Raw genomic sequence first — 12,378 nt, 5'->3', positions numbered from 1 at the left:
CATGAAACTTAATTATAAAATCATTTTTTATTTTCTTGGTTCGCTATTGTTGTTTAATGGCGGATTTATGCTTTTATCTGCTCTGGTAAGTTTAATTTGCCAGGACGGGGTAACTCTAAAGTTGTTTTTTTCAGGTCTAATTCCAATTATGGTTGGTAGCATCGTTATGCTGATTAATAAAAATCATAAAAAGGAAATGAATAAAAGAGAAGGTTATATTGTGGTAACCTTTGGATGGATAGTTATGGCTTTATCTGGAACCTTGCCTTATGTGTTAACCCATAGTATTCCTGGATTTACAGATGCTTTTTTCGAAACCATGTCTGGCTATACCACAACAGGAGCTTCAATTTTACACGATATTGAGGCGATGCCTGAAGGGGTACTTTTCTGGAGAAGTTTAACGCATTGGATTGGAGGAATGGGTATTATAGTTTTAGCAATAGCCATACTTCCTTTGCTTGGGATAGGAGGAATGCAGCTGTTTGCGGCTGAAGCTCCAGGGCCTAGTGCCGATAAATTACATCCCAGAATTACCGACACAGCCAAACGTTTATGGCTTATTTATTTTGGTTATACGGTAGCAGAAACTTTATTTTTGTGGCTGGCGGGCATGACGTTTTTCGATGCTATAAATCACGCTTTAGCAACCTTGTCTACAGGAGGTTTTTCAACCAAAAATGCGAGTGTGGCGTATTGGAATCACCAGCCGATTATTCAGTATATTATTATTCTGTTTATGTTTTTGGCAGGCACTAATTTTGTGTTGAGTTATTTTGCATTTAAAGGTCGGGTGCAAAAAGTGTTACAGGATGAAGAGTTTAAACTGTATTGCTGGTTTATTTTAATCTTTACTATTATAGTTTCCGGAATTATATATTTCAGAGCCGATCTTGCTTTGTCTACTATTGAGCATCCTATGGTCTGGGGTAAGGCTGAAAGTGCAATTAGACATGGCTTATTTCAGGTATTAACCATAATTACAACTACCGGATTTGTAAGTGCCGATTATACGCTTTGGACTCATTTTTTAGTGGTGTTCTTTTTCGGATTAATGTTTTTAGGGGGATCTGCAGGGAGTACTTCTGGTGGGGTAAAAGTGGTACGACATTTAATTATGATCAAGAATGGATTTATGGAATTTAAGAGGTCGCTTCATCCTAATGCCGTATTACCTGTAAGATATAATCAAAGGGCTGTTGCTGGCGATATCGTTTTTAATGTACTGGCCTTTTTTATATTGTATATGCTGTCTTTTATTATTGGTGCCCTGGTTTTTTCCATGCTCGGAATTAATTTCGAATCGGCGGTAGGATTATCGGCTTCCAGTTTAGGTAATGTCGGGCCTGCATTAGGAAACTTTGGGCCGGTAACCAATTATGCCGCTTTGCCGGGTATAGGAAAATGGTGGTGTAGTTTCTTGATGTTATTAGGTCGACTGGAACTTTTTACTGTCTTTATTTTAATGACACCTTTTTTTTGGAGGAATCGTTAAATCTAGGTTTATATTTAACGTTTTAGGGTGAAATGTCCTGTTTTTATAAGGGATTCATTATTTATATCGGTTAAAATTGCCTGAAACCAATAATCATCAGTACGTAAAAGTTTGCCGTTAAATGTGCCATCCCAACCTTTTGGCGTTTTTAGTAAGTCGATTTTTAGAAGTAATTTTCCATAACGATTAAAAATTAGAAGGTCAGCGGTTTTGTAAGATTCAGGAGTTATTCCTTTTATAGTCCAATAATCATTACTATTGTCGTTATTCGGGGTGAAAAAATTGGGATATTCTATGTAAGTCACTTTTGTAGAGATTGGAAATTGGCAATTTTCGATATCTCTAACGTATACAGTATAAATTCCTCCAGAAATATTTTGGAACGTAAAGGTTTTTCCAGATCCATAGTATTGAATCCCATCAATAGAGAATTCGTAATTTTTATTCCCTGTAACACTTACTGATATTTGATTGTTGTAAGTTGAAATATTGCTAAATTCTACTTTTTCGGGATTTTGTATTTTAAATGTTTTGGATGACTCACAAAGTAGATCGTTCTCCGTTTTAGTAATATTTAAGGTGTATGTTCCTTCAGTATTAATAATTATGTTTTGATTTGTAGATATGATATCGTTGTTGCTGTTTGTCCATTCCCAGGTGTCGTTTTTCGCTCCTCCATTCAACCTAATTCCAGTGGATGAAACTGAATGGCAAAGTATATAGCTGTCGTCAATTGAGAGGTCTAAATTAGAATTAACCTGAGCTTTAAATGAACCGATACCCGCACAGTCGAAATTAGAAGTTTCAAGACGTATCCAAATTTCGGTTTGTGTTGAGTTGTGGTAACTTGTTAATTCATTGCTTTTTGTTTGAGCATCAACCAAAGAGGGATAAAACAGGATGTCTGTAGAATCAGGCAAAGATAGTTGTTGTTTAATGTCTTTTTCTTTCAGAATTAAATTAAAGGTGCCTATGCCATTATTTAAAATTGCATCGGAATTTTCGCAACTGTACATTGTATCAATAGCCGGTAGTGTGTTGTAGGTGGTTTCTATTAAAAAACTACGTACTATAGAGCAATTGTTGCTATTGATTATTTTTACATACAGCTCCTCAGGGTTGGTGTTGTTGGTATAATTTTTTGAGTTTTGTATCTGATTTGTACCCTGAATAGCATCCGTTCGTGTTTTGTAAAAATTCAAGCTATCAGATAACCGATAATTAATTATTTTATCCTTGATATTGTTTAAGTTGAAAATAGAAAAACCATCATTATCGTTATCGCAATTGTTTAAAGTCTCTCCGTTATTCAATTCAGGAAGTTCATAAACTTCTACTTCTTTTTCTAAAGTGTAAGGTTGGTTCTTATAATCAAATTTAGCTTTTACTAGGTAAGTTCCAGGGGTGTTATATGTGTGAGAAACCGTAACTCCATTGGCAGTGCCTCCATCTCCAAAATCCCAAGTTATATCTCGAGTTTCCATATAAGTGTCTGTAGTGAATTGAATTGTTTCTCCTAAGCAATGGTTGTTAGTAATAATTCGGTTTCTTAAATAAGAGGATATAAAATTTGTAAGTCCTTTATAGGAGGCTCCTTTTTGTAAACCAATATTTAAAAGCTCTAGGTTAGGAGCTTCATCATCTTCGGGCGTGTTAATTACACTAATGGATTTTGATGATGTTATTGGGTTTGCTGTAACATAATTAGCGAGATATATTTTACCGTTACTGGCTAATTGTAAGTCAGCAAAGCTGTTTCCTGATAGAACTTGAAGTATTTCTCTTTGATATAGAGGATCGGTAGTTGCTAAATGGTATTTAAACAAAAAACTTGTGTTATTTGCATTGTTTCCTGTAAAATAAAGGAAATTAGAATCTTGTGTGAATTCCACGCTATACGGAGAACGAAAATCTCCTAAATCATTCGGATTTATAGATGTTTTGGGAGTTACAGCGTTTTTGTTTATATCAAAATCAAATAGGCGAATAAAATTGCTGTCGAAATCAGCTAAAGCAATTAGCCGTCCATTGGGAGAGATTTTCATGCCGCCTTTGGTTGATTTTATAAGAAAAACAGGATTTGTAATTTTAGATTTGTCAGGAACATTACTTATACCACTGCTAGTAATATTATATACAAAAAATGTGTCGTAGGGTGGTTCTTGTTTGTCTGAGTCGGCACCGAATGCAATTACTTTAATGGATTCAGTAGAGGCGTCGTGAATAGCTGTTATGCGTTGTGTAGTATTACTTCTTAATATCATGTTCTTTGCTGTAACTCTACCTAAAGGATTTTGGTCTGAAAATTTTACTGTAGCGTAGAACAATCCCGCTGTAACTAAAGGCGAGCTGGTGGCTGAATCTCTTGTTAGAAAAATATAGTACGTATTAGGATTGCCAGGTTGAGGTATAATTATACTTGACTGGCTATGATTTGGGTCTCCTGCCAAATTAGAGCCGTTTTCCATAATGTCATGATTTCTGTTCCAAACCGTTTGTCCATTAGTGTAGAATAGTAGTTGGCCATCTGCATTAGAAATTGTGGAGCAGCCAGCAGGAGTATCCATCGCTCCATCATTTAGAATCGAAGGATTTACATTTTGAAAATTTAATCCGGCGTATTCCCCAAAATACCAATTAGCGGTTTCTTTTTGTGCGAGGGCAGTAAAAGAATATAAAATAATTATTATAAATAATATTAATTTAGATGTATTCATAAATTACTTGAAGCATGTATTAAGGGTAGAAATTTAAGTTTTATGTGTGTATATATAAAATCTTTTAAATAATTATCGATAAGGAATAAGATTTGTAGTTAAATGGTATAAAAAAAAGACCTCTTTAAAAAATAAAGAGGTCTTAAAATATTTAAGTGTTTTTTTATACTATTCTGTAAGTGCAGCTTTTATACGCTTTAAAGCTTCTTTAATCTGCTCTTGAGACGCAGCATAAGAAATACGTATACAATCTGAGTTTCCAAAAGCCTCACCTGTTACCGTTGCAACGTGCGCTTCTTCTAAAAGGTATAAAGAAAAGTCGGTTGCGTTATTAATAGTTTTACCTCTTAATGTTTTTCCGAAATAGTAAGATATGTTAGGGAATACATAAAAAGCACCTTCAGGAACGTTAGTTTTAAAGCCTTCAATATCGTTTAATAAATCTAAAATTAAATCACGTCTTATTTTAAATTCATCAATCATATACTGTACACGAGAAGGAGATTCGTTTAATGCTGTAATAGTAGCTTGTTGTGCAATACAGTTGGTTCCAGAGGTAATTTGTCCCTGCATTTTAGTACAGGCTTTGGCAATCCACTCCGGTGCACCAATATAACCAATTCTCCATCCTGTCATAGCAAAGGCTTTGGCAACACCATTTACAGTAATTGTACGGTCGTACATACTTGGTATAGAAGCAAAGCTGAAGTTTTTAGCCCCATAACTAATGTGTTCGTAAATCTCATCAGATAGGATGAAAATATTCGGATGCTTTTCTAGTACAGCAGCTAATGCACGGTATTCACTTTCGCTGTAAATAGTTCCACTAGGGTTGTTAGGCGAATTGAAAAATACCATTTTAGTTTTAGGTGTAATGGCAGCTTCCAATTGCTCTGGTGTGATTTTAAAATCGTTCTCTATAGTAGAAGGGATCTCTTTATAGGTCGCTTCACATAAGGTAGCAATAGCAGAATAACTTACCCAGTAAGGCGCTGGTAATAATACTTCGTCTCCAGGGTTTAATAATACCTGAGCTACATTGGCAATAGATTGTTTAGCTCCTGTAGAGACTACAACCTGAGCAGGTGTGTAAGTTAAATTGTTATCACGTTTAAATTTGGTGATGATAGCATCTTTTAATTCGGCGTAACCATCAACCGGAGAATACGAATTAAAATTATCATTAATAGCTTTTATAGCAGCATCCTTAATATAATCAGGAGTGTTAAAGTCAGGTTCACCCAAACTTAACCCGATAATGTCGATACCTTGATTTTTAAGTTCTCTTGCTTTAGCTGCCATAGCCAAAGTGGCCGATGTAGGCAGACTGGTAATTCTGTCAGAAAGTGGATTCATTGAAATAAAAATTCTATTATTTATGATTGTAATGCAGGATTCATACCCATTTCTCGTAGATATCTAAAGTGGGCTATAATCGCTTTACGAGTAGTTTTGTATTCGTTATAAGGTAAATTAAATTCCTTTGCCGTTTCCTTTACTATTTTAGAAATTTTGGTGTAATGAATATGGCTAATGTGTGGAAATATATGGTGTTCTACCTGATGGTTTAAACCGCCTGTAAACCAGTTTACTATTTTGTTTTTCGTTGAAAAATTCACTGTGGTTTTTAACTGATGTATAGCCCAGGTGTTTTTCATGGTACCGTCTTTTTCCGGTAGTGGCATTTCAGCCTCTTCCATAACATGTGCTAATTGAAACACTACACTTAAAATTAAACCTGCTGTGTAATGCATTAAGAAAAAACCTATTAAGATTTTCCACCAGGCTAAATCTAAAATTAGCATAGGAAGTACAATCCAGATACTGATGTAAATAAGTTTAGATATTACCAGTTTACTCCAATTGGCAACAGGACTAGGGAATTTCCCGTAAGCTAACTTACGTTTCATATAACTTCTCATTTGCTTCCAGTCTGTAGTAATCGCCCAGTTTATAGTTAAAAGCCCATATAGTAAAATAGAATAATAATGTTGAAACTTATGATGCCATTGCCATTCAGAATGTTTAGAAAAACGTAAAATACGTCCGGCTTCCAGATCTTCATCATGACCGTGAATATTTGTATAAGTATGGTGTAATACATTGTGCTGTACTTTCCAGTTATACACATTTCCGGCTAAAATATAAATACTGCTTCCCATTAAACGGTTAATCCATTCTTTGTCAGAAAATGAACCGTGATTACCATCGTGCATGACATTCATGCCTACACCTGCCATACCTACTCCCATAACTATGGTTAAAAGTAACTGTGACCATTGTGGAATATCTAAAGTAAGGATTAGAAAATAAGGCGCTAAAAAGATGGTAAACATAACTATGGTTTTTACCCATAATTTCCAGTTTCCTGTTCGCTTAATGTTATTTTCTTTAAAATATTCATTAACACGTTTGTTTAAGGTTCTGAAAAATTTGGCAGAATCCTGTCGTGAAAATGAAAGCATTTGATTTGTCATACGTATTTAATTTAATGATAATCAGTTGTCTGGTTCTCATTTTCGGCAAAGATAACTAATAAAGAGGCTTAACTAATAATATAATTGATAAAAATATGAGCTTAAATTCCATATTTTTGCCAAAAATAAAACAGAATGGAACTTCTTCTAAAATACTTTCCAAACTTAACAGCCGATCAGATTTCTAAATTCGAAAAACTGGAAGAGTTATATCAGGATTGGAACTTGAAAATTAATGTGGTGTCGCGTAAAGATATTGATGAATTGTATTTACGTCATGTGTTGCATTCGTTGGGGATTGCTAAGCTCATTCAGTTTAATCCTGGTACTAAATTAATGGATGTTGGTACCGGAGGTGGTTTTCCGGGAATCCCTCTTGCTATTATGTTTCCAGAATGTTCGTTTCATCTTGTAGATAGTATTGCTAAAAAGTTGAAAGTAGTAAGCGAAGTCGTGGAAGGCTTAGGGTTGACGAATGTGAAAATAACTCACAGTCGCGTGGAGGAGATTGACGATACTTACGATTTTATAATAAGCAGAGCTGTGGCTGCAATGCCTACTTTTGTGCACTGGACAAAGGGTAAAATTGCCAAGCAGCAAAACCATGACCTTAAGAACGGAATTATCTATTTAAAAGGTGGAGATCTATCTGAAGAACTTCAGGATTATAAAACGGCTACAATTTATAATTTAAGTGATTATTTTGAAGAAGATTTTTTCGAAACTAAAAAAATAGTGCATTTGCCTTTAAAATATAGAGGATAATCTATTCGAATAAAATACAAACAGGTCTGGGAGCTTCTATATCATCTATAAAAGTTAACAGGCCTGTTTTTTTATTGCGTTTAAAGGATACGATATTGTCGGAATGCTGATTGGCAACAAGTAGAAAATCATTTTTAGGAGAAAGCGAAAAATTTCTGGGTGTTTTTCCTCGGGTTGATTCGTTTGCAATGTGTGCTAAGATTCCAGTTTCATTATCTACTTTGAAAATGGCAATACTATTATGACCACGGTTGGTAGTGTATAAAAACTTACCATCTGCAGAAATGTGTATGTCTGCACTGGTATTGGTTTCTGTAAATGAATCGGGTAATGTGGAAATGCTTTCTTTTACATTATAATTGCTCTCGCTAACTTTTTCAATTCGGGTAACCGTATTGTTTAATTCGTTTAAAACATAAATGTATGGCTTCGAAGGATGAAACGTTAAGTGTCTTGGACCTGCGCCTTCAGCCATATCTATTAGTAAAGGTTCAACAGGTTCTAATATGTTTTTATCCTTGTCTATCTTGGAGAACCAAAGTTGGTTCGTTCCCAGATCAACCGAAATTATAGAATTACTATCAGGAGTTTTCCAAACCGAATGTGCATGTGGAGCGTCTTGCCTTTCATTAGCTCCTTTTCCAATATGTTTTTGAGTATCTAATAAGTCGCTTAGATAACCATCGGTTTTTAGTTTTAGTAATCCAACGGTTCCGGAGTTGTAATTTGCTGCAATAATATAATCATCTGGAGTTGCTGTTACAAAACAGGGATTAGTGCCGCCTGAAGAAATCGTGTTTTTAAAAATAAGGGAATCATTTTTAATATCGTAAGCCGTTATTGCTCCCGATCCGTCTATGGCCAATTCGTTAGCAGCAATTAAGCTGGTTTTGTCTGAATTAAAGCATAAAAACGAAGGGTTTTTTGTAGTAGCCTTCAATCCTAATTGTTGTAAGCTTCCGTCTTTTTTTAAAACGTATTTGTAAATGCCTTTGCTTTTGCTGTCGTTTCGGGTGTATGTGCCTAAATAAAACGGATAATCTCCTTTATTGATTGTTGAGGTTTTTGAAGATTGGCAACTGGAAATTAGTACAAGACAAATCAGATAAAGTAAACGTTTCATAAATCGGGATTAAAGCGTGAACTAAGTAACAGTTTTTATGAACAACAAGCAAATAGCAATAAATAAAAAAAACCTGTTAATAAGCATTAACAGGTTTTTGAATTGAATGAGAATATATTTTAGTTCTCTCCTAAGAATGGGTAACGATAATCTGTTGGTGTAACAAATGTTTCTTTAATCATTCTTGGCGATACCCAACGTAATAGGTTTAATGCGCTTCCGGCCTTGTCGTTGGTTCCTGAAGCTCTGGCTCCTCCAAATGGTTGGTTTCCTACAACAGCACCTGTTGGTTTGTCGTTAATATAGAAGTTACCGGCGCAATTCTCTAAAGCTTTAGTAGCTTCTACTATCGCATAACGATCCTGAGATAAAATAGCACCAGTTAAGGCGTATTCACTGGTTTCGTCAACAAGTTTTAAAGTGGCTGTATAATCTTCTGGTTCGTAAACATAAATTGTAATAACCGGACCAAATAATTCAGTACACATAGTTGTGTATTTTGGATTGGTTGTTACAATTACAGTAGGCTCGATAAAGTATCCTTTACTTTTGTCGTAACCACCACCAACAATAATTTCAGCATCGGCATCGGCTTTGGCCTGGTCGATGTATTTTGCTAATTTGTCAAAAGAACCTTCATGAATTACTGCAGTAATGAAGTTGTTTAAATCTTCAGGAGAACCCATTTTAAAGGATTTTACATCTTCTATTACAAGGTCTTTCACTTCGCTCCAGATGTTGCTAGGGATGTATGCTCTTGAAGCTGCACTACATTTTTGTCCCTGGAATTCGAAAGCACCACGAACTATTGCAGTAGCAACCTGTTTAGGAATTGCAGATTTATGAGCAACAATAAAGTCTTTTCCTCCAGTCTCACCTACAATTCTAGGGTAGGTTTTGTAGTTGTGGATATTGTTACCGATTTTTTTCCATAATTCTTTAAATACAAAGGTAGAACCTGTAAAGTGTAATCCTGAGAAATCCGGGCTAGCCATTACAACATCTGTAATCATAGCAGCATCTCCAAATACAACGTTAATTACACCATCTGGAACTCCAGCTTCCTTAAATACATCCATGATAATTTTGGCAGAGAAAACCTGACTGTCGCTAGGTTTCCAAACAACTACATTCCCCATTAAAGCCATACAAGCTGGTAAATTTCCGGCAATGGCAGTAAAGTTAAATGGAGTAACGGCATAGGTAAAACCTTCTAATGGACGGTATTCAATTTTATTCCAGGCATCGCTTGAACTTTCTGGTTGTTCGTGGTAGATGTCTGTCATATACTGTACATTGAATCTTAAGAAGTCTATAAGCTCACAAGCTGAATCTATTTCTGCCTGATGTACTGTTTTAGACTGCGCAATCATAGTTGCGGCATTTATTTTGGCTCTGTATGGTCCTTGAATAAGTTCTGCAGCTTTTAAGAAGATGCCAGCTCTGTGTTCCCATGGCATTTGCGACCAGGTTTTTCTTGCTTCTAGCGCGGTGGCAATAGCGTCTTCTACATGAGATTTTTCAGCTAAATGGTATTGACCTACAATATGTTTGTGGTCGTGTGGAGGCGACATGGTTCTGGTGTTTCCTGTTTTTACATCCTTACCATTAATATATAAAGGTACATCTACTTTGCTATTAAAAAGTTCTTTGTAAGCGGCTAATACAGCTTCGCGTTCCGGAGTTCCGGGAGCATAGCTTTTTACCGGCTCATTAATGGCAACTGGGGTGTTAAAAAATCCTTTTCCCATATTTATAATTTTTACAGAGTTTATTTAATTAGGCCCAAATGTACAATTTTTATCTTGCTTGCCGGATTTTCGATGTACTAAAAAGGCGTTAAAATGGTGGTGAGAATTAATCTTTTAGAAAGACAAAGTTCGTTTTGGAAGTTGATTGTAAAAAGTGCTGTGCTTTTGGCTTAATTTATAGCAAAAGGGGCACTTAATTTAAAGGTCGGAATGAATACCTTGAATTTTTGTGTATTGTTCAGGTTTATCATATTGTAAAACCCATGCATGGCGCCAAAAGGTGAGGTTAATAGACAACCCGATTTATAGGAATGTGATTCTCCAGGTTTTAAAACAGGTTTGTTACCAATAACACCTTCTCCGGAAACAATTTCAACATTATTTAGCGCATCAAGAATGGTCCAGTGTCGTGCATTAAGCTGCACGGCATCTTTGCTCTGGTTTTCAATTGTAACCTGATATTCGAAAGCGTATTGTATTTTATAGTTTTTATAAAATGTGCCTTCGAAATTAGTTTCAACCGAAATTTTTATGCCTTTTGTTACTTGTTGAACCATGTTATCTTATTGATAAATAGAGATTTTGAATACAAAAATAATAAAATTAATTTTTAAAAATTGTTAAAGCAAATGGTATGCCATAAAAATATGTACTAATTTGAGATATTTACCGAACTCGCTTCACCTAATCCAATTATTTTATCGTAACGCCCTCCTAATTCGCGGTAGTAGACTATTACTTTATAATCATTTTCTGTTTGGTAAAAATTGCCTCCGATTTCGCCTTCGTCTACTTGGTTAGATTCATCTTTGGTTACAAATTTGTAGTTGTAGAATCCCTGTTTTAGTAGTAGTGTGCCTTCATAAATACCCTTGTTCTGGTTGTAAGTCATTTTAGTTTCGTTGTTGACTTCATAATTGTTGAAATTACCAAAAACATGAACGCTCTTGTTTAGTGGGAATTCATTGGAGGCTAAAGAAAAGTGAACATAAGTATAGTCAGCCTCTATATTCGGGTCGGTGCCATTTATGGTGTTAATTACGAAGTTTCCGTTAATATCAGGGTTGTAGGTGTAAGGTCTGTGTTTTCTGACTTCATTCGTGTATAAGTAGGAGTGGTAAATATCCTGAAGGTCGACAAAGTTTACCCCAGTGTTGGCCACTCGTACATCTTTATTTTCGAAATAGAAATATTCGTTACCTGCCCAAAAACTGGTCTCATTGGTGTATTTGTAAGTTAAAGTGTTTCCCATGGTGTACATGGGTTCAATGTTGTTGATCGATGATTTTAGATTGTTATTTTGAATGATACTTGTTTTTACAGTTTGTTTAGGGTTTGTGAACTGGATGTTGTTTGAGTTAATTGTAATGTCGACGGTTTGTTTTTCGTTTACAAAGGTTACATCTCTAGAGCGCTTAATACTCACTCCTACATTAGCGCCTCCTTCGTTAATCATAAATTTTCTTGAAAACATAAGTTCATCGTCTTCGTTGTATACGAAAATCATGTAATTGCCCGAAACTTTAAGTTGTCTTACCTGATCGTTAGGAATGGTAAGCATGTAATGTGAAAATATTTGAAAAGTGTTATAAGAATTTTCGTAGTTTACTATGCGTTGTTTGTCAAAGCCATCTATATATTCTTGTCGCATTAAACTGGAAGGTGTCCAGTCGTAATTAAAATGTTTTATAGTGTAATAAAAATCGGCTTCATTTCCATTTAAAACATCAAATTCTAAAGTGAGAGGTTCGCCCAGGTTTAGTATAGGGAGCATGCTTACATCTGTATTTCCTTTAAAGGTTATGGTTTTAATATCTAAAGGAGGTGTGGTTTCTGATGCAACCTGGCTGAATGCGAAGAGGTTGAATAAAAAAACAAATGGAATTAGGAATTGTGAAATACGCATGAAATAAGTTTTACAGGGGTAAAGATAATTAAAATAAAAAGTAAGAGAAGTCTTGTTATTTAGAACAGATATAAATAATTTTCCTTTGTAGGAAATTCAAAGAAAATTATCTTTTTATTCGTAAATTTGCGTCGATTTTTGAGT

At 35.1% G+C, this 12,378-nt stretch carries 9 protein-coding genes; 2 read left to right on the top strand and 7 right to left on the bottom strand.

The features are described 5' to 3' along the window. The first annotated feature begins 1 nt into the window (after position 1). Positions 2 to 1,495, top strand: coding sequence for a TrkH family potassium uptake protein (locus tag I3217_RS09950; protein ID WP_435049609.1), 1,494 nt, complete (start codon positions 2 to 4; stop codon positions 1,493 to 1,495). A 14-nt stretch (positions 1,496 to 1,509) separates the two neighbouring features. Here I3217_RS09950 and I3217_RS09945 read toward each other — a convergent pair whose 3' ends face one another. The 3 genes from I3217_RS09945 to I3217_RS09935 form a co-directional block, all read right to left on the bottom strand. Then, positions 1,510 to 4,212: a T9SS type B sorting domain-containing protein gene (locus I3217_RS09945; RefSeq protein WP_435049608.1), complete on the bottom strand. Its 2,703-nt coding sequence runs from the start codon at positions 4,210 to 4,212 to the stop codon at positions 1,510 to 1,512. Positions 4,213 to 4,380: 168 nt separating this feature from the next. Next, a complete protein-coding gene (locus I3217_RS09940) occupies positions 4,381 to 5,568 on the bottom strand; it encodes a pyridoxal phosphate-dependent aminotransferase (RefSeq protein ID WP_435049607.1) in 1,188 nt (395 codons plus the stop codon). Positions 5,569 to 5,588: 20 nt separating this feature from the next. Then, positions 5,589 to 6,689, bottom strand: a complete 1,101-nt coding sequence (locus tag I3217_RS09935) for a fatty acid desaturase family protein (RefSeq protein WP_435049606.1) — start codon at positions 6,687 to 6,689, stop codon at positions 5,589 to 5,591. Between the two features lie 135 nt (positions 6,690 to 6,824). On the opposite strand from I3217_RS09935, the gene rsmG reads away from it, so the two are divergent. Further along, positions 6,825 to 7,454, top strand: a complete 630-nt coding sequence (gene rsmG, locus I3217_RS09930; protein ID WP_435049605.1) for a 16S rRNA (guanine(527)-N(7))-methyltransferase RsmG — start codon at positions 6,825 to 6,827, stop codon at positions 7,452 to 7,454. Position 7,455: 1 nt separating this feature from the next. On the opposite strand, the gene I3217_RS09925 is transcribed toward rsmG, so the two are convergent. From I3217_RS09925 to I3217_RS09910, 4 genes are all read right to left on the bottom strand, one after another. Next, positions 7,456 to 8,577, bottom strand: coding sequence for a lactonase family protein (locus I3217_RS09925; protein ID WP_435049604.1), 1,122 nt, complete (start codon positions 8,575 to 8,577; stop codon positions 7,456 to 7,458). 119 nt (positions 8,578 to 8,696) lie between these two features. After that, on the bottom strand, positions 8,697 to 10,328 hold the full coding sequence (gene pruA, locus I3217_RS09920) for an L-glutamate gamma-semialdehyde dehydrogenase (protein WP_435049603.1): 1,632 nt from the start codon (positions 10,326 to 10,328) through the stop codon (positions 8,697 to 8,699). 170 nt (positions 10,329 to 10,498) lie between these two features. After that, positions 10,499 to 10,885, bottom strand: a complete 387-nt coding sequence (gene apaG / locus I3217_RS09915; protein WP_435049602.1) for a Co2+/Mg2+ efflux protein ApaG — start codon at positions 10,883 to 10,885, stop codon at positions 10,499 to 10,501. A gap of 95 nt (positions 10,886 to 10,980) precedes the next feature. Further along, entirely contained in the window at positions 10,981 to 12,234 is a 1,254-nt protein-coding gene (locus I3217_RS09910; protein ID WP_435049601.1) for a DUF5103 domain-containing protein, read from the bottom strand. Positions 12,235 to 12,378 lie beyond the last annotated feature (144 nt).

Source organism: Formosa sp. S-31 (assembly GCF_051172795.1).
GTDB lineage: Bacteria > Bacteroidota > Bacteroidia > Flavobacteriales > Flavobacteriaceae > Formosa.
The sequence above is the reverse complement of the archived record's forward strand: the minus strand, read 5'-3'. Positions and strand labels throughout refer to the sequence as shown.